This window comes from Bacillus sp. FSL W8-0183, assembly GCF_038006825.1.
Lineage (GTDB): Bacteria > Bacillota > Bacilli > Bacillales > Bacillaceae > Bacillus > Bacillus altitudinis.
This window is the reverse complement of sequence record NZ_JBBOVY010000001.1, coordinates 2,251,836-2,277,868: the sequence shown is the minus strand read 5'-3', so window position 1 is coordinate 2,277,868 and position 26,033 is coordinate 2,251,836. Positions and strand designations below refer to the sequence as shown.

The 26,033-nt window shown below is 41.1% G+C and carries 29 protein-coding genes; 28 read left to right on the top strand and 1 reads right to left on the bottom strand.

Annotated elements, in window-relative coordinates; all coding sequences use genetic code 11:
• Positions 1-4: 4 nt before the first annotated feature.
• From hisC to ypjB, 11 genes are all read left to right on the top strand, one after another.
• Positions 5-1,102, top strand: a complete 1,098-nt coding sequence (gene hisC, locus NSQ64_RS12040) for a histidinol-phosphate transaminase (protein WP_341016708.1) — start codon at positions 5-7, stop codon at positions 1,100-1,102.
• Between the two features lie 117 nt (positions 1,103-1,219).
• Positions 1,220-2,335, top strand: a complete 1,116-nt coding sequence (locus NSQ64_RS12035) for a prephenate dehydrogenase (RefSeq protein ID WP_341016706.1) — start codon at positions 1,220-1,222, stop codon at positions 2,333-2,335.
• Between the two features lie 10 nt (positions 2,336-2,345).
• Positions 2,346-3,632: a 3-phosphoshikimate 1-carboxyvinyltransferase gene (gene aroA / locus NSQ64_RS12030; protein WP_341016704.1), complete on the top strand. Its 1,287-nt coding sequence runs from the start codon at positions 2,346-2,348 to the stop codon at positions 3,630-3,632.
• Between the two features lie 289 nt (positions 3,633-3,921).
• Positions 3,922-5,193: a tetratricopeptide repeat protein gene (locus tag NSQ64_RS12025; RefSeq protein ID WP_035702924.1), complete on the top strand. Its 1,272-nt coding sequence runs from the start codon at positions 3,922-3,924 to the stop codon at positions 5,191-5,193.
• A 75-nt stretch (positions 5,194-5,268) separates the two neighbouring features.
• The gene (locus NSQ64_RS12020) at positions 5,269-5,808 is read left to right on the top strand and encodes a ReoY family proteolytic degradation factor (RefSeq protein ID WP_008344562.1); all 540 of its coding nucleotides are present in this window, start codon (positions 5,269-5,271) and stop codon (positions 5,806-5,808) included.
• Between the two features lie 61 nt (positions 5,809-5,869).
• The gene (locus NSQ64_RS12015) at positions 5,870-6,316 is read left to right on the top strand and encodes a YpiF family protein (protein WP_024718515.1); all 447 of its coding nucleotides are present in this window, start codon (positions 5,870-5,872) and stop codon (positions 6,314-6,316) included.
• Between the two features lie 144 nt (positions 6,317-6,460).
• On the top strand, positions 6,461-6,967 hold the full coding sequence (locus tag NSQ64_RS12010) for a ubiquinol-cytochrome c reductase iron-sulfur subunit (RefSeq protein WP_007500911.1): 507 nt from the start codon (positions 6,461-6,463) through the stop codon (positions 6,965-6,967).
• A gap of 2 nt (positions 6,968-6,969) precedes the next feature.
• A complete protein-coding gene (gene qcrB, locus NSQ64_RS12005; RefSeq protein ID WP_003215804.1) occupies positions 6,970-7,644 on the top strand; it encodes a menaquinol-cytochrome c reductase cytochrome b subunit in 675 nt (224 codons plus the stop codon).
• Between the two features lie 41 nt (positions 7,645-7,685).
• Positions 7,686-8,453 carry a menaquinol-cytochrome c reductase cytochrome b/c subunit gene (locus tag NSQ64_RS12000; RefSeq protein ID WP_008344567.1) on the top strand — a complete coding sequence of 256 codons (768 nt, stop codon included), beginning with the start codon at positions 7,686-7,688 and terminating at the stop codon, positions 8,451-8,453.
• Positions 8,454-8,555: 102 nt separating this feature from the next.
• The gene (locus tag NSQ64_RS11995; RefSeq protein WP_007500909.1) at positions 8,556-9,149 is read left to right on the top strand and encodes a DUF1405 domain-containing protein; all 594 of its coding nucleotides are present in this window, start codon (positions 8,556-8,558) and stop codon (positions 9,147-9,149) included.
• A 65-nt stretch (positions 9,150-9,214) separates the two neighbouring features.
• Positions 9,215-10,021, top strand: coding sequence for a sporulation protein YpjB (ypjB, locus tag NSQ64_RS11990; protein WP_008344572.1), 807 nt, complete (start codon positions 9,215-9,217; stop codon positions 10,019-10,021).
• Between the two features lie 31 nt (positions 10,022-10,052).
• On the opposite strand, the gene NSQ64_RS11985 is transcribed toward ypjB, so the two are convergent.
• Complete coding sequence (locus NSQ64_RS11985; protein ID WP_003215598.1) at positions 10,053-10,925, bottom strand: YitT family protein; 873 nt, start codon at positions 10,923-10,925, stop codon at positions 10,053-10,055.
• Between the two features lie 137 nt (positions 10,926-11,062).
• On the opposite strand from NSQ64_RS11985, the gene NSQ64_RS11980 reads away from it, so the two are divergent.
• From NSQ64_RS11980 to NSQ64_RS11900, 17 genes are all read left to right on the top strand, one after another.
• On the top strand, positions 11,063-11,398 hold the full coding sequence (locus NSQ64_RS11980) for a nucleotide pyrophosphohydrolase (protein ID WP_008344575.1): 336 nt from the start codon (positions 11,063-11,065) through the stop codon (positions 11,396-11,398).
• Positions 11,399-11,403: 5 nt separating this feature from the next.
• On the top strand, positions 11,404-12,207 hold the full coding sequence (dapB, locus tag NSQ64_RS11975; protein WP_341016697.1) for a 4-hydroxy-tetrahydrodipicolinate reductase: 804 nt from the start codon (positions 11,404-11,406) through the stop codon (positions 12,205-12,207).
• Positions 12,208-12,224: 17 nt separating this feature from the next.
• A complete protein-coding gene (mgsA, locus tag NSQ64_RS11970) occupies positions 12,225-12,644 on the top strand; it encodes a methylglyoxal synthase (RefSeq protein ID WP_035702930.1) in 420 nt (139 codons plus the stop codon).
• The gene (gene bshB1, locus NSQ64_RS11965; protein WP_125590277.1) at positions 12,631-13,335 is read left to right on the top strand and encodes a bacillithiol biosynthesis deacetylase BshB1; all 705 of its coding nucleotides are present in this window, start codon (positions 12,631-12,633) and stop codon (positions 13,333-13,335) included. Before mgsA ends, bshB1 begins: the two co-directional genes overlap by 14 nt.
• Before the next feature lie 2 nt (positions 13,336-13,337).
• On the top strand, positions 13,338-14,483 hold the full coding sequence (bshA, locus tag NSQ64_RS11960) for an N-acetyl-alpha-D-glucosaminyl L-malate synthase BshA (protein WP_212360107.1): 1,146 nt from the start codon (positions 13,338-13,340) through the stop codon (positions 14,481-14,483).
• On the top strand, positions 14,476-15,678 hold the full coding sequence (locus tag NSQ64_RS11955; RefSeq protein ID WP_096881574.1) for a CCA tRNA nucleotidyltransferase: 1,203 nt from the start codon (positions 14,476-14,478) through the stop codon (positions 15,676-15,678). The genes bshA and NSQ64_RS11955 overlap by 8 nt, the downstream gene beginning before the upstream one ends.
• On the top strand, positions 15,651-16,634 hold the full coding sequence (locus tag NSQ64_RS11950; RefSeq protein WP_268382812.1) for a biotin--[acetyl-CoA-carboxylase] ligase: 984 nt from the start codon (positions 15,651-15,653) through the stop codon (positions 16,632-16,634). Before NSQ64_RS11955 ends, NSQ64_RS11950 begins: the two co-directional genes overlap by 28 nt.
• A gap of 199 nt (positions 16,635-16,833) precedes the next feature.
• Positions 16,834-17,673 (top strand): 3-methyl-2-oxobutanoate hydroxymethyltransferase, encoded by an 840-nt coding sequence (gene panB / locus NSQ64_RS11945; protein ID WP_008344587.1) that lies wholly within the window; start codon positions 16,834-16,836, stop codon positions 17,671-17,673.
• Positions 17,670-18,536 (top strand): pantoate--beta-alanine ligase, encoded by an 867-nt coding sequence (gene panC, locus NSQ64_RS11940; RefSeq protein ID WP_268382811.1) that lies wholly within the window; start codon positions 17,670-17,672, stop codon positions 18,534-18,536. Before panB ends, panC begins: the two co-directional genes overlap by 4 nt.
• Positions 18,529-18,912, top strand: a complete 384-nt coding sequence (panD, locus tag NSQ64_RS11935; protein ID WP_017359738.1) for an aspartate 1-decarboxylase — start codon at positions 18,529-18,531, stop codon at positions 18,910-18,912. Before panC ends, panD begins: the two co-directional genes overlap by 8 nt.
• Before the next feature lie 115 nt (positions 18,913-19,027).
• Positions 19,028-21,820, top strand: coding sequence for an ATP-dependent DNA helicase DinG (gene dinG, locus NSQ64_RS11930; RefSeq protein ID WP_268382809.1), 2,793 nt, complete (start codon positions 19,028-19,030; stop codon positions 21,818-21,820).
• A gap of 132 nt (positions 21,821-21,952) precedes the next feature.
• Positions 21,953-22,123 carry a YpmA family protein gene (locus NSQ64_RS11925; protein WP_008344594.1) on the top strand — a complete coding sequence of 57 codons (171 nt, stop codon included), beginning with the start codon at positions 21,953-21,955 and terminating at the stop codon, positions 22,121-22,123.
• Between the two features lie 12 nt (positions 22,124-22,135).
• Positions 22,136-22,621, top strand: coding sequence for a cell wall elongation/penicillin-binding protein regulator TseB (gene tseB, locus NSQ64_RS11920; protein WP_025207534.1), 486 nt, complete (start codon positions 22,136-22,138; stop codon positions 22,619-22,621).
• Between the two features lie 116 nt (positions 22,622-22,737).
• Positions 22,738-24,030, top strand: a complete 1,293-nt coding sequence (asnS, locus tag NSQ64_RS11915; RefSeq protein ID WP_024718525.1) for an asparagine--tRNA ligase — start codon at positions 22,738-22,740, stop codon at positions 24,028-24,030.
• Positions 24,031-24,127: 97 nt separating this feature from the next.
• Positions 24,128-24,832, top strand: coding sequence for a DnaD domain-containing protein (locus NSQ64_RS11910; protein ID WP_007500879.1), 705 nt, complete (start codon positions 24,128-24,130; stop codon positions 24,830-24,832).
• Between the two features lie 17 nt (positions 24,833-24,849).
• Positions 24,850-25,512: an endonuclease III gene (gene nth, locus NSQ64_RS11905; RefSeq protein WP_008344602.1), complete on the top strand. Its 663-nt coding sequence runs from the start codon at positions 24,850-24,852 to the stop codon at positions 25,510-25,512.
• Complete coding sequence (locus tag NSQ64_RS11900) at positions 25,509-26,018, top strand: YpoC family protein (RefSeq protein ID WP_058336713.1); 510 nt, start codon at positions 25,509-25,511, stop codon at positions 26,016-26,018. Before nth ends, NSQ64_RS11900 begins: the two co-directional genes overlap by 4 nt.
• The last annotated feature ends 15 nt before the right edge of the window (positions 26,019-26,033 follow it).

Here is a 26,033-nt window from a genome sequence, read left to right as displayed (position 1 = left end):
CATTTTGCAAATCAAAGATCAATTAAAACAGCTAAAACCGTATCAACCTGGGAAACCAATTGAAGAGGTCAAAAAAGAATATCAATTAGACAAAATTGTGAAATTGGCTTCAAATGAAAACCCTTTTGGATGTTCCACACATGCAAGAGAGGCCATACAAGCTGAACTTGAACATTTAGCGATTTATCCAGACGGATACAGCGCAAGTTTAAGAACGGAACTGGCTGAGTTTCTTCAAGTAAATGAAAAACAATTAATATTCGGGAATGGCTCAGATGAACTTGTGCAAATTATTGCTAGGGCATTCCTTGATCAACATACAAATACGGTGATCCCATCCCCGTCATTCCCGCAATACCGTCACAATGCAGTGATTGAGCATGCAGAGATTAGAGAAGTACCACTTCTAAATGGTGGAGCTCATGATCTAAAGGGAATGCTGGATGCGATGGATGACAACACAAAAGTCGTTTGGGTGTGTAACCCGAACAATCCGACAGGAAATCATTTGTCAGAGTCTGAGCTCGTATCGTTTTTAGATCAAGTGCCTGCTCACGTGCTTGTCGTTCTAGATGAAGCATATTTTGAATATGTTCGCGCTGAAGACTTTCCGAACAGTTTATCTCTATTAAAAGCCTATCAAAATGTCATTGTACTGCGCACGTTCTCTAAAGCATATGGACTTGCGGCACTTCGAGTAGGTTATGGGGTTGCCTCAGAGGAGTTGATTACTGCCATTGAACCTGCGAGAGAGCCTTTTAATACAAGTCGTATCGCTCAGGCAGCTGCACGTGCAGCCATTAAAGATCAAGACTTCATTCAATCGTGCAGACAAAAAAATGAAGCAGGTCTTAAACAATATCAAAAATTTGCAGACCGTTTTGGATTGTTTATCTATCCATCTCAAACAAACTTTGTGCTGATTGATTTTAAAAGAGATGCAGATGAGCTGTTCAATGCACTTTTGAAAAAGGGCTATATCGTTCGATCTGGTCAAGCTCTCGGATTCCCAACTTCTTTACGTATTACTGTTGGAACAAAGGAGCAAAATGAAGAAATCCTAACTACACTTGCCGATTTATTACAAGGCATTCGTGCGTAGCATAACAATGAAGTCATATCCTGTTTATGGGATATGGCTTTCGTTGTAACTCATCCAATATACATATAAGTTATTGAAACAGCTTGTTTAATTTACGCGAAAAATCAGGTGATGAACATGAATGAAGCAAACGAAACCATATTAATCGCTGGGCTTGGTTTAATTGGTGGTTCTATTGCACTGTCGATTAAAAAAGAATTTCCACATAAAAAAATTGTAGGCTATGATGTCTCTAAAGAACAAATGATTGCTGCAACAAAACTAGGAATCATCGACGCGACTGCCGAGTCCTTGATGGAAGGCTTAAAAGCATCAGCAACGATTATTTTGGCAACGCCAGTACAACAAACCGTCAAAATGTTAAGTGATATTGCAGCATCTGGTATTGAAAGAGAGCTCACGATTACGGATGTAGGGAGCACAAAGCAAAAGGTCGTTCACTTTGCTGAAAAAACGTTGCCTGATCATTACCAATTTATTGGCGGGCATCCGATGGCAGGGTCTCATAAGTCAGGTGTCATTGCAGCAAAAGACTTTTTATTTGAAAATGCATTCTACATTTTAACGCCAGCAAAAGTAACAAGTCGTCAAGCTGTTGACCGTTTGAAGGATCTACTGAAGGGAACCAATTCTCATTTCATTGAAATGACACCCGAAGAACATGATGCTGTGACAAGTGTGATTAGTCACTTTCCACACATCGTCGCTGCCAGTCTTGTGCATCAAGCGCATCATTTTGAAGAAGAATTTCCTCTTGTAAAACGGTTTGCTGCTGGAGGCTTTCGAGATATTACCCGTATTGCATCAAGTAATCCTGGAATGTGGCGCGATATCCTTTTGCACAATAAAAACAAGATTTTAGACCGATTTCATGAATGGAAAAAAGAGATTGACCGCATTGAATCCTTTGTGCAACAAGAAGATGCTGAGGGGTTATTCTCTTATTTCCAAGAGGCCAAGGAATATCGCGACGGCCTGCCTCTGAGGAAAAAAGGAGCTATCCCTGCTTTTTATGATCTTTATGTCGATGTGCCGGATCATCCTGGTGTTATTTCGGAAATTACAGGATATCTAGCAAATGAAAACATCAGTATTACAAATATCCGTATTATTGAAACGCGAGAAGACATTAACGGGATTTTACGCATTAGTTTTCAAACAGATGACGATCGAAAGCGGGCAGAACTCTGTATAAAAAATAGAGCAAATTACGATACATTTTATGCTGATTGAGGTGAGGAACATGAAAATTCATAAAAGTGCTCCTATGAATGGAGAAATTCATATTCCAGGAGATAAATCCATTTCTCATAGATCTGTGATGTTTGGCGCTATTGCTGATGGGACTACAGTAGTAAAAAACTTTCTTCCTGGCGCTGATTGTTTAAGCACGATTGATTGTTTTAGAAAAATGGGTGTCGACATCGAACAAAAAGGTACAGATGTTGTCATTCATGGTAAGGGACTAAAAGGACTTAAAGAGCCGAGCGATATTCTCGATGTTGGTAACTCTGGCACGACCATTCGTTTAATGATGGGAATCTTGGCTGGCTGTGAGTTCCACAGTACGCTGATCGGAGACGAAAGTATTGCCAAAAGACCGATGAAACGGGTAACAGGTCCGTTAAGACAATTAGGAGCCAAGATCGATGGTAGAGCAAATGGCGAGTATACACCGCTTTCTATACGTGGTGGTAATTTAAAAGCTATCTCTTATGAGTCTCCAGTTGCCAGTGCCCAGATTAAGTCGGCTGTCCTTCTAGCTGGACTGCAGGCAGAAGGAACAACGACGTTAACTGAACCGCATAAATCAAGAGACCATACCGAAAGAATGTTATCAATGTTTGGTGTCTCGCTACTTGAAGATGCACAAAGTGTTTCAATTGAAGGTGGACAAACGTTAAAAGCAACAGATGTATTTGTCCCTGGAGATATTTCTTCAGCTGCATTTTTCTTAGTGGCTGGATCTATCGTTCCAAACAGCCGGATTGTATTGAGAAATGTCGGTTTGAACAAAACGAGAACTGGTATAATAGATGTGCTAAAACAAATGGGTGCAGACCTCAACATTCAAGAAGTGGATGCTAAAGGCGGAGAACCGTTCGGTGATTTAACGATCTCTACCTCTTCATTAAAAGGGATCGACATTTCAGGTGATATGATCTCTAGACTCATCGACGAAATTCCTATTATTGCGCTCCTAGCTACTCAAGCAGAAGGAACAACGATCATTAAAGATGCCGCTGAATTAAAAGTGAAAGAAACCAATCGGATTGATACAGTCGTTTCAGAACTTAAAAAACTAGGTGCTCATATTGAAGCAACAGATGATGGAATGAAGATTCATGGTAAAACGAGCCTTAAAGGCGGCGCAGTCGTCTCAAGCTACGGAGATCATCGAATTGGTATGATGTTAGGAATTGCGGCATGTATAACAGAGCAAGCAATCGAGATTGAAGATACAGATGCAGTACGTGTATCTTATCCAAATTTCTTTGAACACATTGAATACTTAACGCAAACAGTCTGAGGATTTCCTCAGGCTTTTTCTTTCCTTTTGCATATTTGAAAGAACTATAGCATAGCTTGTCTCAAGGTGAAACCTTGAAAAAGGGCATTTTGCTGATTCAAAAACAATTTTTTAGCGTATTCGGTTTACAAATCATCAGTTTAGTAAAGTATTGATTGAAAAAGAGTCTTCAAAACACAAAAATGGCTTCATGTTAAAAGAGCAACATATTTGCTGGATATGCAGCTGTCGATTATGATATGAAGTAACAACAGTTTAGGTTTTTGGAAACAGAAAGGAACGGTTTGATTTGAATAGTTCATTACAAGAAGCCATAAAATTAGTTGAGGCGGGTGAGACTGAAAAGGGACTCCAAACACTTGCTCAAGCAGAGAAGCATCTTCATGATGAAGAAAAAGCGCAGGCAGCTCAGTTATATTATGACTGGGGAGATATTGACAAAGCGCGGAACCTCATTAGTGATTTACATGATTTATATCCAGAAGAAACAGGATTAACCTGTTTTTATGCAGAGCTGTTAATAGACTCTGATGAAGAAGAGAAGGCAATAGCAGTTCTTGAAACGATTCCTGAAGATGACGATGCGTATCCAGAGAGTTTATTGTTAATGGCAGATTTGTATCAAATGCAAGGACTATTTGAAGTTAGTGAACAAAAGCTTTTAAAAGCGAAAGAGTTACTACCTCATGAAGCCGTCATTGATTTTGCTTTAGGGGAATTGTATTTTTCCCAAGGTCTTTCAAAGAAAGCAGCCGACTATTTCTACAAAGTGGCCGATCAACAAAATGAAATTGGTGGTGTCAATGTATATCAGCGGCTCGCTGAATCATTAAGCACGGCTGGAGAATTTGAAGATGCCCTTGAATGGTATGAAAAGGCTGTAAAGGATCAAGTGGATCCAAATACACTTTTTGGCTACGGATTTACAGCGATGAGGGCTGGCAGAACGAAAACGGCTATTCAGCAGCTCTCTGAACTAAAAGATATTGATCCTTCGTATTCGTCACTTTATATGCCTTTAGCCAAAAGCTATGAGGAAGAAGGACTATATCATGAAGCTTTAGAGATAGTAAAAGAAGGAATTAAAGTGGATGAGTATAACAAAGAGTTATATTTATATGGGGCAAAGATTGATTTGAAAAATGGCCATTCGGAAGATGCGAAAAAATTGCTTCAAGAAGCACTTGCTCTTGATCCAGGATATATTGAAGCCGTTCAAACGCTGCTTGCGATCTATTTAAATGAAGAGCTGTTTGATGAAATTCTGGATGTGATTAAAGAGGTTAAAAGCTTTGGGGAAGAAGATCCAAAATGGAATTGGTATGCTGCTTCTGCTTCTGTCGGACGAGAAGAATACGATGAAGCCGCTGAGTATTTCAAACTTGCTCTGCCTGATTTTGATGAGGAACGTGACTTTTTATATGAATATGCTTCGTTCCTTTTAGAAGAAGGCAGACAAAAAGAAGCCTTGCCGTTATTACGAAAAGTTCTTCAGAAAGATGGCACGAATGAAGAAATTGAAGAAACGATTTTAAGAATTGAAGACGAAATTTCCTTATAGTTTGCAGGAATGAAGAACTGGTTTGTTGAATAATTCATGTATAGCAATTTAATTTACGATAGAGGAGGGAATAACATGCAGACCCCTGTTTCTGTCAATGAAAAGAAGGAATTTATCCGGTGGTTCTTAAACCATTATCAGTTAAAGCGAAGAGAGTGTGTTTGGATATTAAATTATTTAATGAGTCACGACTCTTTGATGGAAAAGGTTCATTTTGTAGAGCAAGCAGAATTTTGCCCAAGGGGAATTATTATGTCAACACACTGTGTGGATGAAGTTCCCTTTAGATTTTATAAAGAAAATATCATGACGACAGATGCAGAAAAATCATTTCATGATATTCGTTTGAATAAACAGCAAGATTTGTTTATTCAATTGAATTTCCGATCTGCATATCGTTCGCCGGAATATGCCGCTGTACTTGAAACAAATCCTCATATTCCTAAAGATCTTTATGAAAATGAAAAAGATAAAGATCTTGCTGAGAAAGTGCTAGAGCATTCTATCGCTACTTTCCAAAAAGAACGGCTGATGAAAGAAATCGATGAAGCGCTTGACCGTCATGATCAAGAAACATTTAATAAGTTAGCAAAAGAATTAAGCCTATTATCATAAACCAAGCCAATAAGCCTTGCCCTATACAGGCAGGGCTTATGTGATGAAAGAGGGGAACTAGATGAAGTTTCAGGCGGAGGACGCGGATCTCTTTTTACAATCTAAAGATTACATTGATACCGCTATCATTCCATTAGTTGGGATAAATGCAAGCCATATCAAACAAACCGTGTCTTTAGGTGAGTTTACAATGCTTGTGGCAGAGGATCTTGAAAGGCAACTGAAAGGCAGAGTGTTTCTTTTTCCTCCATATACATATTTAGAAGTAAATAATCGTAAGCAAGAAGACATACTTGCACTAAAACAATCATTGCAAGAACATTTTCAGCATGTTGTGTTTATCACATCTGATAACAAATGGAAAGAACAGCTAGAAGTGAGTGAATCGGCATTTATATTGCAGTCTGTTCCGCTTGAGCATTTAAAGGTCAATTTAAAGCAAAAAGTCATTCAAGACAGTGTAGAACAAATTTTGAACTTTTTGTTACAAAAATGGAACCCGTCATAAAAACCCTTACATTTGCATTGTACATAGCTTTTTAGGCTGTTGACCTTGTGAATAGATTGATATATTATGAGGGTGTCCTAGTTTTATGAAATTTTTTCTAATTCAGTTATAAAGTAGCTGACGACCTGAGGGGGGGAGAAAAAAATGAGCGAGAAGAGACATGGAGTGTCCAGGCGTCAATTTTTGAATTACACGTTGACCGGCGTGGGGGGATTTATGGCCGCTGGAATGCTCATGCCTATGGTTCGCTTTGCGCTTGACCCTGTGCTAAAAGGAACAGAGGATCAGGATATGGTTCAAGTTGTCAGTGTAGATGAACTGACAAAAGAACCGAAGCGCTTTGACTTTAAAATTGATCAAGTAGATGCATGGTATGAGTCAAAGGAATCTAGGTCTGCATGGGTGTACAAAGAAGGGGATGAAATTGTCGCTTTATCGCCAATCTGTAAACATTTAGGATGTACAGTGAACTGGAACAGTGATCCGAAAAATCCAAACAAATTTTTCTGCCCATGCCATTATGGGCTGTACGACAAGGATGGTACAAACGTACCCGGAACTCCGCCGCTTGCTCCGCTTGACCATTATAAGCAGCAAGTGAAGGACGGATACCTCTATCTTGGAAAAGCTGTGCCGAAAGGGGAAGGGTAACGATGCTTAACAAGATTTACGATTGGGTAGATGAGCGGCTGGACATCACACCGATATGGAGAGACATTGCGGATCATGAAGTGCCAGAGCACGTCAATCCAGCACATCATTTCTCTGCTTTTGTGTATTGTTTTGGCGGTTTAACGTTTTTTGTGACGGTCATTCAAGTCCTTTCGGGCATGTTTTTAACGATGTATTATGTACCGGATATTAAAAACGCATGGGAATCTGTCTATTATTTGCAAAATGAAGTGGCATTCGGACAGATTGTAAGAGGGATGCACCACTGGGGTGCGAGTCTAGTCATTGTTATGATGTTTTTACATACGCTGAGGGTCTTTTTCCAAGGGGCGTATAAAAAGCCTAGAGAGCTAAACTGGATTGTCGGTGTGCTCATTTTCTTTGTGATGCTTGGACTTGGTTTTACAGGATATCTTTTACCGTGGGATATGAAGGCGCTATTTGCGACGAAGGTTGGTCTTCAAATTGCAGAAGCGACACCTTTCATTGGGAAAGAGATTAAAACGCTGCTTGCAGGTCATCCTGACATTGTAGGTGCACAAACGCTGACGAGATTTTTCGCTATCCATGTCTTTTTCTTGCCAGCGGCATTATTTGGGCTGATGGCTGCCCACTTTATTATGATTCGTAAGCAAGGAATTTCTGGACCGCTGTAAAATTTTGCGTTTGATGAATGTTCAATGAGGAGGGGATGACTTTGCATAGGGGAAAAGGGATGAAGTTTGTCGGAGATTCCAGAATACCGGCAGAAAGAAAACCTAACATACCTAAAGACTATTCCGAATATCCGGGAAAAACCGAAGCCTTTTGGCCGAACTTTCTTTTAAAGGAATGGCTTGTAGGTGCTGTTTTTTTAATTGGATTTCTTGTCCTAACTGTTGTTCATGCACCTCCGCTTGAGCGGATGGCTGATCCGACAGATACGGGCTATATTCCGCTGCCAGACTGGTATTTCTTATTTTTATACCAGTTGTTAAAATATGAGTTTGCTGCAGGAAGCTATACGGTAGTTGGCGCAATGATTATGCCTGGAATTGCGTTTGGTGCTCTTTTACTCGCACCATTTCTTGATTCTGGTCCTGAACGCAGGCCATATCGAAGACCAATTGCAGTTGGGATGATGATTCTTGCAGTTGGTGCAGCAACCTATTTAACATGGGAGTCTGTTGCTACTCATGACTGGGAAGCAGCAGCGAAACAAGGTGAAATCAAGAAAGAAGCAGAGATTGATACCTCAGCTGAAGAGTATAAAATTTATCAAGAGCAGACATGTATCTCCTGTCACGGAGATAATATGCAAGGCGGGGCAGCTGGACCGTCACTTGTTGACAATGGCTTAGCACCAGAGGAAATTGCGAAAATCGCTGTAGAAGGAAAAGGCAACATGCCTAAGGGCATTTTTAAAGGCAGCGATGAAGAACTTGAAAAGCTCTCGAAATATTTATCTGAGGTCAAATCTAAATAATTCAGTTGTTTAAATGCAAGTACAAGGATATACTCAAAAGGAGAAAAAAGCTGGCGCTGTCAGCTTTTTTCTGATTTTAACAGATCGTGAGTGAAGAGAAATATGAGATGGATTCAATATCTGCTAGCCACACGCTACATGCTTGTGCTCGTGCTCATTGTCAACTTTCTTGGCACTGCGTACGGCTATTACTGGTATATTCCGCAGCTCGTAGAGACGCCGGCTGTCTTTTTACCTTTTGTACCGGACAGTCCGACGGCAAGTTTTTTCTTTTTATTTGTATTACTAGCCTTTCTAATGAAACGCCATGCTCCTTATTTTGAAGCACTGGCCCTTGTCACCTTGATCAAATATGGATTATGGGCTGTAGGGATGAATCTTTTCGTGCTCGTTTCTGTTGATGATTTTCCGTGGGAAGGATATATGCTAATTGGTTCGCACTTTGCGATGGCGGTACAGGCTGTGTTATTTGCGCCGTATTATCGTTTTCACATGCGTCATTTGGTTGTAGCAGGCATATGGATTTTACATAATGATGTGATTGATTATGTATTTGGAATGATGCCGCGTTATTCTATGCTTTCTGCCTATTCAAATGAGATCGGCTACGTGACGTTTTGGTTAAGTATTGCCGTTCTTCTTGTTTCGTATTATCTTGTCCTCTCGAAAAAATCGGTCAAGCTTGAGCTCCCTTAACAATGTTGGTCTAACCTTGTCCTTTTCTTCATACGCTGTATGGAGAAAGGCTAGGAGGGACTTGCATGAAACGAAAGTCAATCGCGATGATTCTATTATTATTTCTCGTCTTGCATCCAGCTGCTGCAAAAGGTGAGGAAACAACAGCTGCTAAAGCGCTGCAAGAATTAACGGAACTATCAGATTCAATCTTTCAATTAACGAGACAAGCTAAATATGATGAGGCATTACAAGTCGCATTGTATGCTGAAAAGACATTTAAAGCTGAGAATTGGCGTGGAACTCTGACGAATACGCAGGTTCGGCAAATTACACTTGGCTATCAAGATATCATTAAAGGACTCCCGCAGGAAGACTTAAATGAGCGCGAAAAACTTCGGTATGCCTCTCAGTTTAGAATGCTTCTTGATGCGATACAATCAAATTCGGAACCTCTTTGGGGTTCGCTCGAGAAGCCGATTATGGGGTCTTTTCCGACATTAAAGAAAGAAGTAAAAGATCCAGAATCGACGACGTTCTATGAAACTTGGAATGAGCTGGTTTCATTGTATGATATGATTTATCCGAGTTTAACCATTGATATCTCTCCTGAAAAGCTGCAAACGATTAAGCAACACATGGAAGTAATTGAACAAGGTGAATTTTTAAAAGCATCGAGTGGGACAAAGCTTGAGCGTCTCACGAAACTCGAAGAAGATTTATCAAGTGTGTTTGCGAACGTTGATCAAGATGAAGCGGATCCATCGCTTTTATGGGTCATTTTAACAACAGGAAGTATGATTTTACTCACTTTAACGTATGTTGGGTTTAGGAAATACCGTGCTGAAAAAGAAAAAAAGCAAAAGCGACAAGCCGATTATCCAAAGTCATAAAAAAAGAAGCACCGTTATCGGGCTTCTTTTTTTAGTGGGGATTGAGCGGCTTTTTATGTTCATCTAATGTGAAGCCTTCACCAAGTACGTCATGCACGTCACTCACTGATACAAAGGCATGAGGATCGACGGAAGTTACGACGCTCTTGAGGTGGACAAGCTCATTTTTTGGAACGACGCAGTAAAGGACGTTGCGTTCCTGTTTCGTATAGGAGCCGACACCTTTTAAAATGGTCACTCCGCGCTCCATTTCCTCTGTGATTTTCTTTTGAATGATGTCATCCTTTTCAGAAATAATCATCGCTCCTTTGGCAGCGTAAGCGCCTTCTTGCATGAAGTCGATGACTTTTGCAGCAACAAATACGGCAACAAGTGTATACATGGCTTCTTTGTAATTTAAATAGGTGAGAGAGATGGTAATGACGCATGCGTCGAAGATAAACATCGTTCTTCCCATTGCGACTTGATAATGTTTGTTGATCAGTCTTGCAATAATGTCCACGCCGCCTGTTGTCCCGCCGAATTTAAAGATGATTCCGAGGCCTGTTCCGATAAATACACCTGCAAAGAGTGCGGCTAAGGCTAAATCGTGCTGAAGAGGCATATGTATTTGAAAGCGCTGGAAGATGGCTAGAAAGACAGAAAGACTGACGGTTCCGACAATTGTATATGTAAACATGGTTCTGCCAAGCATTTTCCAGCCGATAAAAAAGATCGGAATGTTTAAAACAAGGTTTGAAATAGATGGGTCAATGTGAAATAGAAAATATAAAAGCAGTGTGATACCTGTAAATCCGCCTTCCGCCAAGTTGTTCTGCATATTAAAATGAACAAGGCCGAAAGAAAAAATCGCAGATCCTATTAAAATAAATACGATATTTTTAAGACGAATTTCTTTTAGCAAAAGATCACTCCTTTTTTTGCTTAGACAGCGATAATATTATATGGTATGGAAGAGAAACAAGCAAACTGAGTTTTAAACATTTGTCAAATATTTATGATTTCGCTAACATGTAAGAGATGGATAGGAGGATGAGCTTCATGACGAATGAAAAAACGCTGCGTCACGTGCAGCAAGAAGTCGATGATTACATAGGACAATTTAAAGAAGGCTATTTCAGCCCGCTTGCCATGATGGCCCGTCTGACAGAAGAATTAGGTGAGCTGGCAAGAGAGGTCAACCATTACTATGGAGAAAAGCCGAAAAAAACAACAGAAACAGAAAAAAGCATGGAAGAAGAAATTGGCGATGTGCTGTTTGTGTTAACATGCCTTGCCAATTCACTCAATATATCACTTGAAGAAGCCCATGATCGTGTGATGCATAAATTCAATACAAGAGACAAAGACCGCTGGACGAAAAAAGAAGGGAAGTAGAGAAGATGACGAATCAAACCATCAAAGTTGTAGTCGCTGGAGCAAGAGGAAGAATGGGGATAGAGGCTGTCAAGCTGGCAGAAGAAACAAGCCATTTTGAACTAGTAGCAGCACTTGATCACACACATGAGGGGAAAAAGCTATCAGATGTGCTTCATACAACATCTGATGCGCCCATTTATACGGATATTGACGTGTGTCTTTCAGAAACAGCACCGGATGTATTAATTGATTTGACGACCCCAGAAATCGGGAAAGTACATACAAAAAAAGCCCTTGAACATGGCGTACGTCCAGTCGTAGGCACAACAGGTTTTTCAGAAGACGACCTAAAAGAACTTCAGCAATTAACAGAAGAAAAAGGGATAGGCTGTATTATTGCGCCTAACTTTGCTGTTGGTGCTGTTTTAATGATGAAATTTGCCAAAATGGCAGCGAATTATTTTCCTGATGTTGAAATCATTGAGCTTCATCATGATAAAAAATTGGACGCTCCGAGCGGTACAGGACTAAAAACGGCTGAAATGATTGCTGAAGTAAGAGAAAGCAAAAAGCAGGGGCACCCTGAAGAAAAAGAACTAATCGAAGGTGCTCGAGGAGCAGATTATGATGGCATCCGTCTTCACAGCGTAAGGCTTCCAGGCATGATTGCTCATCAAGAAGTGCTGTTTGGAATGGACGGGCAGACGCTCACGATTCGTCATGATTCTTATAACCGTGCATCCTTTATGTCAGGTGTGAAGCTTTCTGTTGAACAGGTGATGCATATTGATCAACTCGTCTATGGCTTAGAAAATATTATCGACTAATAAGGAGTGGATCCCTGATGAACATTGCTTTAATCGCTCACGATAAGAAAAAAAGTGACATGATTCAATTCGCCATTGCGTATCGAGATCTTTTGGCAGATCATACACTTTATGCAACAGGAACCACAGGTTTAAGAGTGAAAGAAGCGACTGGGCTGCCCATTCATCGTTTCCAATCAGGACCACTTGGAGGAGATCAGCAGATCGGTGCTATGATTGCTGATAATGCAATGGATCTTGTGCTCTTTTTTAGAGACCCTCTCACTGCACAGCCGCATGAACCGGATGTATCTGCACTCATCCGGCTTTGCGATGTGTATGCCATCCCATTAGCAACCAATATGGGGACCGCCGAAATTTTAGTCAGGAATTTAAATAAAGGTACGTTTGATTTTCGAGATGTAGCAAAAAACGGAGGAACGCATGAAACCACTTGATATCCTTGCATTCGGTGCCCATAGCGATGATGTAGAGATCGGTATGGGTGGAACGATTGCAAAATACGTAAAAAAAGGGGCACGTGTTGGGATTTGTGACTTGACTCAGGCTGAATTATCTTCAAATGGAACGGTTGAAAGCCGAAAAGAAGAGGCCAGAGCAGCCGCTGCCATTTTAGGCGTCACGACTCGAATCCAGCTCACGCTGCCAGATAGAGGACTTTATCTGAATGACGAAGCGATGAAAGAAATTGCAGGTGTCATCCGAACATACAAACCGAGACTTATTTTTGCCCCGCACCACCAAGATCGGCATCCTGATCATGGTCATGCGGGTTCACTTGTAGAAGAGGCCGCTTTTTCTGCAGGTATACATAAATTTGAAGATTCATACAAGCAGCCAGCGCATAAAATAAGCCAGATGTATTATTACATGATTAATGGCCACCATCGTCCAGATTTTGTGATTGATATTTCAGACGAGATGAAGCAAAAAATTGATAGCTTACATGCGTATAAAAGCCAATTTGTCAAAACAGAGAGTTCAGTGGAGACACCGCTTGTAAATGGTTATATCGATTTTGTCAAAATGAGAGAGTCGATGTATGGAAGGGAAGTCAATAAAACTTTTGCAGAAGGGTTTCTGGCAAAGAAGCCACTTTTGATGGACGATGACTTACTTGGGGGGTAATTATGAAAAAATTGAAGATCGGAATCACTTGTTATCCGAGTGTTGGCGGTTCGGGCATTATTGCCACAGAGCTTGGAAAACGTTTAGCTGAAAAAGGGCACGATGTTCATTTCATTACCTCAAGTATTCCGTTTAGACTCAATAAAGTGTATCCGAATATTTATTTTCATGAGGTGGATGTCACTCAATATGCTGTGTTTCAATATCCGCCTTATGACCTTGCACTGGCAAGTAAACTCGCAGAAGTGGCAAAACGAGAGAAGCTTGATATTATTCATGCGCATTATGCGGTCCCTCACGCTGTCTGTGCGTTCTTAGCCAAACAAATGACTGGACAGTCTGTCAAAGTCGTCACCACCCTTCACGGGACGGATATTACGGTTTTAGGCTATGACCCATCTTTAAAGGAAGTCATCCGGTTTGCGATCGAATCATCTGACCGCGTAACAGCTGTATCACATTCATTAGCTGCGCAGACATACGATCTGATTAAACCGAATAAAAAAATTGATACGATCCATAATTTCGTCGATGAGCGCGTATATTTGCGTGAAGATCACGAAGTGCTGAAGACGCATTATGGTCTTCTGCAGGATGAGAAGGTCGTCATCCATGTATCAAATTTCCGTAAAGTGAAGCGGGTGTATGACGTAATCCATGTGTTTAAACAGATTTCTGAACAGGTGAATGCAAAACTGCTACTGATTGGGGACGGCCCTGAAAAATCGGTTGTTTGCGAGCTTGTGAAAAAGCTTGGATTAACGGACCGCGTGTTATTTTTAGGAAAGCAAGAGAAGGTGGAGGAGCTCTATTCGATTAGTGATTTGAAGCTGCTGCTTTCTGAGAAAGAGAGTTTTGGTCTTGTACTACTTGAAGCAATGGCATGCGGAGTACCTTGTATAGGAACAGACGTTGGAGGAATTCCAGAGGTGATTGCACATGGAGAGACAGGATTCCTTGTTCCGCTTGGTGATGTAGATGGAGCAGCAAAACATGCCATCTCTATTCTGAAAGACAATGCGCTCCATAAGCAAATATCGATGGCAGCCAAGTCTAGTGTTGAAGCCAATTTCTCTTCTGACAAAATTGTGAGAGAGTATGAAGAGCTTTACTTAGAATTGATCGAAGGTGATGTTGAAGATGAATGAACCATTCACACATGCGATCCCTATTTTACATACACTGCATGAACATGGGTATCAAGCTTATTTTGTCGGCGGTGCGGTGAGAGATGTCCTTTTAGGCAGGGAAATTGGGGATATCGATATTGCGACAGATGCCACACCTGATGTGGTGGAGTCTTTATTTGATAAAACAGTAGATGTCGGCAAAGAGCATGGCACTGTTATTGTGTTACTTGACGGGGTCAGCTATGAAGTCACTACGTTTCGGACTGAATCAGAATATGAAGACTTTCGACGGCCTAAAGAAGTGGCGTTTATTTCATCACTAAAAGAAGATCTTTTAAGAAGAGATTTAACGATCAATGCAGTGGCCATGGATATTCATGGTGACATCATTGACCATGTAGGCGGCAAGCGGGATATGAAGCGAAGACGAATTCAAACGGTTGGAGATCCTGCATGCCGCTTTCAAGAAGATGCGCTTCGGATGATGAGAGCGGTGCGGTTTTTAAGCCAGCTCGGGTTTGAGCTTTCTAAAGAGACGGAAGAAGCAATGAAAAAAGATAAACATCTGCTTGCTAACATATCTGTTGAACGCAAAAAAATCGAAATGGAAAAACTTTTAAAAGGCCGCTACTGTGAACAAGCCATCAAGGTGCTCATCTCCACCAAATTGTATGAAGAATTGCCCGGCCTCAAAAAGGATCAGCTGAATGAAACGTTCCAAGCTTTCCCGTATTATTTATTGGATGGGTTAGATGAGGTGTGGGGAGCCTTTATCCATTTACTTGGTCTAGATGAGGCGGAGGCGGTGTCCTTTTTAAAAGAATGGAAGTTATCAACGAAACTTTTAAAAGAAGCCGTCGCCATTTGCAAATATGTTGATTGTGACTGGGATGCGGAAAAAATGTTTGAAGCTGGTGAACATGTCCTGCTTTCTAGTATGAAAATCACGCAGCTCAAACATGAGCGCCGCATTTTCTTTGATGAGCTGGAGGCGGCGAAACGTTCATATGATGCGTTGCCGATTAAACAGCTTCAAGACCTTGCAGTGTCAGGAAAAGATTTGATGGCCTTTCGGCAAAAGCCAGCTGGTAAATGGATTGCAGAAGAGCTTTCTTCTGTAAAAAAAGCCGTTTTGCAAAACCAGCTTGAAAACCGAAAAGAAGCCATAGAGGAGTGGCTCATAGCGTGCGATCAGCGATTAGAAAACGATTAATTGAACTATTTACAGCATCTGAGCAAGATTTTGTCTCAAGCCAGCAAATATGTGATGAGCTTGGCTGCTCCCGAACGGCAGTATGGAAGCATATAGAGGATTTGCGAAAAGAGGGATATGAGGTCGAAGCGGTCAGAAGAAAAGGATACCGGCTGCTTCGTAAACCGGACAAAATTAGTGAAGACGAAATTCTGTTTGGTTTGGAAACAGAGCTGTTTGGCAGGCATATTTATTTTCAAGAAGAAGTCGCCTCAACTCAGCTCATTGCCCATGACCTCGTCAATAAAGGAGCCCCGCACGGCTCGCTTGTTGTCAGTGATCATCAGACAAACGGAAAAGGCCGCCTTCAAAGAACGTGGCATTCACCAAATGGGACAGGCATTTGGATGAGTTTGATTCTCCGGCCGGAAATACCGCTGCACAAAGCGCCGCAAATGACGCTTTTAGCATCTGTCGCCATCGCTGAAGCCATAGCGCAGCAAACGGGTCTCAGTCCATCAATCAAATGGCCAAACGATATTTTGCTAAACGGAAAAAAGGTCGTTGGTATTTTGACTGAATTAAAAGCAGAAGCTGACCAAGTTCACGCAGTCATTATTGGTCCAGGCATTAACGTGAATCAGACGGCAAATGATTTTCCTGAAGAATTAAAGGATGTTGCAACGAGTTTGCAAATGGAGCTGGGTGAAAAGGTAGACAGAGCGGCATTGATTCAAACCATCATGTCCACCTTTGAAAAAAGGTATGATGAATATATGACTAATGGTTTTGCTCCGATCAAACAATTATGGGAATCGTATGCGATGACCATTGGAAAGCGTATCATCGCACGCACCGTCAATGGACAATATGCTGGAATGGCGCTTGGGATTAATGATGAAGGCGTTCTTTTACTCGAAACGGAGGGCGGAATCCAAAACATCTACTCCGCTGACATTGAGATCAAGTCAACTTAAGTGGAACACCCGGCACATTTTTGATATACTTCGTGTGGGCAGTATCTGAAAAAGAACTGTACCTGTTAGGAAGAAAAATTTGATAAATTTCTGCCTTGATCCTAAGGGACTTGGACAGAGGGATGATTCGTCTGCACATGAGAGATAAAAGCGTGTGAGATCAGACAAGCCATCTCCTCTCCAGAATGAGGAGGAACAAATGAAGACAAAGTTAGATTTTTTCAAAATGAAAGAACAAAACGAACCTATTGTGATGCTGACAGCATACGACTATCCAGCTGCAAAGCAAGCGGAAAAAGCGGAAGTCGACATGATCTTAGTTGGTGACTCACTTGGGATGGTTGTCCTTGGACTTGATTCCACAGTGCAAGTGACGATGGATGATATGATTCATCACACAAAAGCAGTCAAAAGAGGCGCAAAAGACACATTTGTTGTGACGGATATGCCATTTATGTCTTATCATTATTCATTAGAAGAAACGATGAAAAATGCAGCACGCATTATGCAAGAAAGCGGTGCTGATGCCTTAAAGCTTGAAGGTGGAGACGGAGTATTTGAATCCATCCAAGCACTTACAAGAGGCGGTATTCCTGTTGTAAGCCATTTAGGGCTCACCCCTCAATCAGTCGGTGTCCTTGGCGGCTATAAAGTGCAAGGAAAAGACAAAGAGAGTGCACAGAAATTGATTGAAGATAGTCTGAAATGTGAGGAAGCAGGCGCCATCGCTCTTGTGTTAGAGTGTGTACCTGGTGAACTGACAAAACGGATTACTGACATGCTAAAGATTCCTGTGATCGGAATTGGGGCAGGGGCTGAAGCAGATGGACAAGTTCTCGTTTACCATGATGTGGTAGGGTACGGCGTGTCTAGAACACCTAAATTTGTGAAACAATACGCGCAAATCGATGCTGTATTAGAAGAAGCGCTCATACAATATACAAAAGAAGTAAAAGCACGCACATTCCCAGAAGATGCTCATACCTTTCATATGAAAGAAGAAGTCCTTGATGGTTTATATGGGGGGATCAAGGAATGAAGGTTGTCTCCCATATTCATGAACTAAAAGAAATGATCAAGCAGTATCAAAAGAAGCAGCATTCCATTGGATTTGTCCCTACAATGGGTTTCCTTCATGAAGGACATCTTACGCTTGCAAAAGAAGCAAGAGATCAAAATGACATCGTAGTGATGAGCATCTTTGTTAATCCATTGCAATTTGGACCGAATGAAGACTTTGAATCCTATCCAAGAGATATGGAAAGAGACCAGCGTCTTGCCGAAGAAACTGGAGTAGATATATTATTTACACCTGATGTGAAGGAAATGTACAAAGATGAGCCATCGATTACGATGACTGTTCAAAAGCGTACAGACGTCTTATGCGGGAAGAAACGCCCAGGACACTTCGACGGCGTTGTCACGGTGCTGACAAAGCTGTTTCACCTTGTCGCACCAACCAATGTATACTTTGGGCTAAAGGATGCACAGCAAGTCGCTGTTATCGATGCGATGATCAAGGATTTCTTTTTTGATCTTCACCTTGTGTCTGTTCCTACTGTTCGAGAAGAAGACGGTTTAGCGAAAAGTTCAAGGAACGTGTATTTGTCTGAAACAGAAAGGCAAGAAGCACCTGCTTTATACCGGGCATTAAAAAAAGGACAGACAGCTGTAGAAAACGGTGAACATGATGTAAATCGTATTTATCAATTAGTGGAAGAGGAGATTCTTCAAACGAGTGGAGAAATCGATTATATTGACATTTACTCCTACCCAGAGCTTGAACCCCTTCAGCACATAACGGGCCAAGTGATCATTGCCACTGCTGTGAAGTTCTCCCGGGCAAGACTGATTGATAATGTGATTTTCCATGTTCCTGAAAGCGGTGAAAAACATGTATAGAACTTTTATGACCTCGAAACTTCATAAAGCGACAGTGACTGAAGCAAACTTACACTATGTAGGCAGTATTACCATCGACGAAGATTTGCTTGATGCGGCAGGCATGATGGCAAATGAGAAAGTGCAAATTGTTAATAATCACAATGGTGCTAGACTTGAAACATATATCATCCCTGGAGAAAGAAAGAGCGGTGTCATTTGTTTAAATGGTGCGGCAGCAAGATTGGTTCAGCCAGGAGATGAAGTCATTATTATCGCTTATGGGATGTTGTCAGAGGAAGAAGCGAAATCGCACACACCTAAAGTGGTCGTGTTAAATAAACAAAATCAAATTGAACAAATGATTGGGCAAGAGCCTGCGAGAACGATTTTATAACGCACGCTCACATGGAAACAGAACAGTTTCATCATAAGGAAGCTGTTCTGTTTCAGCTATATTGCCCAGAGTGTGTTTCACTATGAGTGGAACGAGGAATTGAGGTGTCCATTTTATGACCGATCAAAGGTTTGTTGTCGTTGATATTGAAACCACCGGGAATTCACCAAAAAAAGGTGATAAAATCATTCAAATTGCTGCGGTGGTCATTGAAAATGGACAAATTGTCGAACGGTATTCAAAATATGTGAACCCAGGGAAAACGATTCCTGGATTTATTGAACAGCTGACAGGTATTAAGCAGCACATGGTTGATGACGCGGTGTTTTTTGAGGACATTGCCCAAGAGGTGTATGATCTCATACAGGGCGCTTATTTTGTTGCGCACAATGTTCATTTTGATTTGAACTTTTTAAACGATGAACTAAAAGCATGCGGGAAAAATGAGCTGGATGTGCTAGCGATTGATACGGTTGAAATTTCTAGAATTCTTTATCCTGAGCTTGAAGGTTATAAGCTAACTGAATTAAGCGAAGAGCTCATGCTTCCACATGACCACCCGCACAGAGCGGATAGTGATGCGGAAGTTACTGCCATGTTATTTTTAACCTTATTACATCAATTAAGGAATACACCGCCAAATGTGTTAAAACAGCTGCGCAGATTATCCTCTTATCTTCTAAGTGATATAGGACTTTTAATTAAGCAGCTTGAAACCAATCACTCTAGTCAGTATGATTCGCTTGTAGAAGTAGGATCTTTTGCTGTGAAAGATGTGACCAATCCTATCACTGAATCGACATATGCAGTAGGCGCTGACGACGAGCAGCTGTTTGAGGAGATAAAAGAGAAGCTTCCTCAAACATTAGAAGGCTATGAAGTAAGAGAAGGCCAGCTCACGATGATGAACAAAGTAAGAGATGCGTTCCATGAAAAAGCTTATGCGTTAATTGAAGCGGCGCCAGGAATCGGGAAAACACTCGCTTATCTTATACCAGCTGCTTTAGAAGCAAAGAAATCAGGAAAACCTGTCATTATCAGTACATATTCTATTTTACTGCAGCAGCAGATGCTTCAGCGCGATGTTCCGCTACTCAAGCAATTGCTCCCATTTGAGCCAGCCGCCTGTGTGTTTAAAGGGCGGGCACATTATATTTGTTTAGATAAGTTTGAGCATGTCCTGCATGAGGAAGATGATAACTATGATGTTGTCTTAACAAAAGCGCAAATTTTAATGTGGCTTCTTGTCACTGAAACAGGTGATTTGTCTGAACTGAATTTACCGTCAGGAGCTGCAAATATAAAAGACCGTATCTCTTGTGTGCACATGCCATTTACATCGAAAAAACGCCGTTTTAAAGAACATTGTTTTTATGAACGGGCTAAACGAAAGGCTCAAACCGCTGATTTAATTTTGACGAATCACCGTCTGCTTTTATCTCAAACGGAAGGACCTTCTATCTTTCAGCATGCAGATGTCTATGTGATTGATGAGGCCCACCAATTTGAAAAAACAGCCAATGAAACGCTAGGTGACAGTGCGTCTTATCTCCAGCTTCATGCGAAATTAACGCAGCTTGGCTCTTTGCATGGCGGGCTGCTTAAGAAATTGAAAAAGAGATTTCATGGGGCAGGTTTATCAACTGACACCTTTATTGAAATGGACGAGTATCTTCAGCAGCTTCAGATGGAAAGTGACGCATTTTTTAGTACCGTTCATTCTTTTGTCAAAAGGACAAAACCAAAAGCGGACATCAATCGTCTCATTCATAGAGTCCGTCATCATTCGAAACATGCTCAGTGGGTCCGAATTAAAGAATCAGCGAGTAAGCTTTGTTCATTATTGATTGCTTGTGAGAAACTGTATGAGCAGCAAAAAAATGAGTTACTTCACAAAAGTGATCAGTTCATAGAACACTTTGCATTTGAAGCAGAAGAATACGATCAAGTGATGTCATTTATGCAGACATTCTGCAGTACGCTGTACCGGTTTATCTTTGAACCAAACAATGATGAAACCGTTTGGATTGAGATTGATGCAAAGGGTGCCAAGAATGCTGTCTTTATGCACGCGCAGCCGCTGGATACAGGGGAGCTGCTAGCTGATCGGTTCTTCATGAACAAAAAAAGCGTCGTCCTCACATCAGGGACGCTTACCATCAATCAACGCTTTGATTATTGCTTGGAACGATTTGGTCTGCAAGATTTTTACCCACACCTTGTCCAAATTGATTCACCTTTTGAACTTGAAAAACAGCTTAAGGTCGTTGTACCGGCTGACATGCCGCCGATCACAAACCGTGATGAACGCGAATATGTGAAGCAAGCTGCAACATATATTAAGATCATGGAAAAGCAGGATCAAGCGAAAATATTGGTGTTATTTAATTCACATGAGATGTTAAAAGCAGTGTATGAAGAGCTGAAATCAGAAGGTATGCAATCGGCCTTGTTTGCTCAAGGTTTGACAGGCGGGAGCCCTGTAAAATTGACAAAAATGTTCAAATTGGCTAAGCAGGCCATCTTGCTAGGAACAGGGAGTTTCTGGGAAGGTGTGGATTTTCCTGGCTCAGAGCTAACGACCGTCATTATGGCAAGGCTTCCTTTCCGACCACCCGATTCACCGCTCATTGAAGCAAAATGTGAAGCCGCAAAAAAACAGGGGAAGAATCCCTTTAAAGCCGTCGCTCTCCCAGAAGCTGTGTTAACCTTTAAGCAAGGAGCAGGCCGCTTGCTGCGCTCGGAAAAAGACATCGGAACATTACTGATTTTAGACCGCCGAGTGAAAACCGCTTCGTATGGAAAACTATTTTTAGAATCACTTCATCATGCGCCAGTTCACGAGATGTCCAAAGAGTCGCTTGAGGCGTATATAGAAAAGCTCAACAACGAAAAGCCGCTGTCATAAGCGGCCTTTCACTGGTGTGGGTTTGGAGTTAATTTATCGTAACGGCTTTTTATGTTCCGTTGTAAAAATAGTATCGGTTCTCACATTGAAAAGTATGACTAACAATATTTACGTACCGAGGAGGAATTAGAAGTGGAAAGTAAAATAGAGGTACTTTCAACTGTTCAAATTAAGCATTCAGAAGACCTATACAAAATCGTCGATTTGCTGAACAGAACGCTTAAAAGGGAAGATCTTATGTTTGGATTAGCATTAGATCAAGAAGATCAAAATCAAGCGATATTTACCATATATCGCACTTAGGGGAAGCTTGACATGAAAAAAATAGTTTGGATTATTTCATCCATTGCTGCGCTCGTTTTACTCATTGGCATCATTAGCTTTTCGTGGATTTATCAAATTGCCATGGGACAAAAAGAAGAAGGTCATCAGGCAGCGATTGAACGAGCAAAAAAGCAAGCATCATTAGCACAAGTAGAGCAAGTGGATACCTTTGTTGGGAAAGAAAAGCAATTTATTGTGGAAGGTAAAAACAAACAAAACGAAGCGATCTATGTGTGGGTACCTGCCAGCAAAAAAGAAAAAGTCATTGCTAAAAAAGCAAAAGAAGGCATTACTTCAAACCAAGCAGTACAAGCCGTTCAAAAGGAGAACACCATTTCTAAGCTAAAAAATGTTCAATTAGCACGAGAAGGTGACGTCCTCCTTTGGGAAGTAACGTACTTAAATGAGAACAACCAATATAGTTTCAGCTATGTTGATTTTACGACAGGACGAGTGGAAAAAAATTTAACACCGTAGTTTCTTCTGTCTTGCGTTGACCATGCTGATTTAGAACGGTTATAATAAAATGTATGAAAAAAGAATCACACCTATCTAACAAGGTGAGTTTCTTTCTGGCTTTGGAGGGAAATATGTTGAAAACAACTATTAATCAAGTGTTTAAACACGTCGATGAAGAAGTAACAATCGGCGCATGGATTGCCAATAAACGTTCAAGCGGGAAAATTGCATTCTTGCAGCTTCGCGACGGGACAGGCTTTATTCAAGGAGTCGTTGTAAAAGCAGAGGTGGAAGAGGAAGTCTTTAAGCTTGCGAAATCAGTGACACAAGAGACATCGGTCTATGTCACAGGACAAGTAACAAAAGACGAACGTTCACCACTTGGTTTTGAATTACAAGTGAAATCCATTGAAGTGATTCACGAAGCAACAGATTACCCAATTACACCAAAAGAACATGGAACAGAATTCTTAATGGATCACCGTCATTTATGGCTGCGTTCTAAAAAACAGCATGCCATTATGAAAATCCGTAATGAAATTATTCGTGCTACATATGAGTTTTTCCATCAAGAAGGCTTCGTGAAAGTGGATCCGCCAATCTTAACAGGAAGTGCTCCTGAAGGAACAACAGAGCTGTTTGCTACTAAATATTTTGATGAAGATGCATACCTTTCTCAAAGTGGACAGCTTTACATGGAAGCTGCTGCGATGGCACTCGGAAAAGTATTCTCATTCGGTCCAACATTTAGAGCAGAAAAATCGAAAACGAAACGTCATTTAATCGAGTTCTGGATGATCGAGCCTGAGATGGCATTTGTTGAATTTAATGAGAACCTTGAGTACCAAGAAAATTATGTGTCTCACGTTGTTCAAAGTGTACTTGAAAATTGTAAAGTAGAACTGCACACACTTGGCCGTGATACAGCAAAATTAGAAAACATCAAAGCACCATTCCCGCGCATCACATATGATGAAGCGATTAAATTCTTGCAGGATAAAGGATTTGATGACATTGAATGGGGAGATGACTTCGGTGCGCCGCATGAAACAGCGATCGCCGAAAGCTATGATAAACCAGTCTTTATCACTCATTACCCAACCTCATTAAAACCATTTTATATGCAGCCTGCACCAGACCGTGATGATGTCGTCCTTTGTGCAGATTTAATTGCACCAGAAGGCTATGGAGAGATTATCGGCGGTTCTGAACGTGTTCATGATTTAGATCTGCTTGAAGCAAGATTAAAAGAACATGGGTTAGATCAAGAAACGTACAAATGGTACACAGAATTAAGACAGTATGGTTCTGTACCACATTCAGGTTTTGGTCTTGGACTTGAACGAACAGTTGCTTGGATTAGCGGAGCGCCGCATGTGCGTGAAACAATTCCATTCCCAAGATTATTAAACCGTTTATATCCTTAAGACGTGAAAGCCTCCAACATATGGAGGCTTTTTCAAACGTCTTAAGGGCAGCACGTATGAGAAAACGTGATATACTGAAAGTGAAGAGGTGTATCCGATGAAAAGGCAGCAATTTATAGATATGCAGAAAATGGGTTCGACCAGTTTGCCTAATTTGCTGATTGCCCATTATGAGCAATTAGGACTGAATGAATCACAAATGATGGTCATGTTAAAGATTAAAATGAATGAAGAACAAGGCGTCTTTTTTCAAACATTTGAAGAGCTTTCACATGGTATGACCATTTCGGCCGAAGAATGTGCTTATATGGTGCAGTATTTGATTCAAAAAGGGTTTATTTCGATCCAGCCGTTTGAAGACAGGTCTGGTATTCAGCATGACCGGTACTCGGTAGAACCCTTATGGGGTGTGCTGTATGACTTTTTAGAAGCAAAACAGGCGAAAGACCTGCAAAAGAATCATGTGCAGGCTGAAAAATCTTTATATGCGCTATTTGAAGATGAGTTTGGCAGACCACTTTCTCCTCTTGAAGGGGAAACACTCTCGATCTGGATGGACCAAGACCATCATGATGCTGAAATGATTCGTCTTGCTCTAAGAGAAGCCGTTTTATCAGGAAAATTAAATTTTCGCTATATCGATCGAATATTGTTTGAGTGGAAAAAGAAAGGGCTGAAAACAGCGGAAGAAGCGAAAGAGCATAGCCAGCATTTCCGTTCGCAGCAAAAAGCCCCACCTTCAAAAGAAGAAACATCTTCATATAAACGACAAGTTCCTTTTTATAATTGGCTGGAACAATAACCAATAAAGGAGAAGGCATGTTATCAAAAAAACAAATCAATGAATGTTTAGATATTATAGGAGATATGTTTCCAGAAGCTGAGTGTGAGCTTGTTCATTCCAATCCATTTGAACTAGTGATTGCTGTCGCACTCTCAGCGCAATGTACAGATGTTCTAGTGAACAAAGTGACCAAACATCTATTTCAAAAATATAAAACACCAGAAGACTATTTAAGTGTGCCGCTTGAAGAGTTGCAGCAGGATATTCGTTCGATCGGTCTTTATCGTAATAAGGCAAAAAACATTCAAAAATTAAGCCAAATGCTGATTGAAGATTATGGCGGTGAAGTGCCAAGAGATCGAGATGAGCTAATCAAGCTCCCAGGGGTTGGGCGGAAAACAGCAAATGTCGTTGTATCTGTCGCTTTTGGAATTCCCGCCATTGCAGTAGATACACATGTCGAGCGCGTCAGCAAACGACTTGGGATTTGCCGCTGGAAGGATTCTGTTCTTGAGGTAGAGCAAACCTTAATGAAGAAGGTGCCAAAAGAGGATTGGTCCGTGACCCATCATCGTCTCATCTTTTTCGGCAGATATCACTGTAAGGCACAGCGACCACAGTGTGAATCTTGTCCACTTCTTGATATGTGCAGAGAAGGGCAGAAGAGGCTGAAAAAAGGGCTGGTGAAGCTGGCATGAGCGGAGCAGCTGTTTTCACCTCATATGTCGAAAAGCTAAAAGAGAAAAAGGTAGAGATAAGCGGCGAAAAAAAGGATATATTAAGAATCAATCCACTCGCATTTGATCTATCTTCAGAACCTTTACTAGATGAGCAACCGTGGCAGAAAACGGAAGAATTTGTTCCTTTGATGTTTGATCTGTGGAGTGAATTAAAAGACAACATGCTTCCTCGCTTTCAAACGAGAAAATCTCGGTGTGAAGAGGATGATATGCTGCAAGGCATTGTCAGTATGATTGCAATGTTTTACTGGATCAAAGGAGAGAAGCTTCAAACCGTTGATTGGGAGCAAATTAAACAACAGACGTTTCCAGTAGCCCCTATTAACTGGACAGAACGATTAGAGTTTATTTTGCTTAAACCTACCCAATATCATTGCTTTATTCAATTGGACGAGTTATACACAGAGCTCAAAAAGCAGTATGGAAAATACGAAGCACTCAGAAAGTTAAAACAAAATCGTTAAAAAAGCACTTGCCAC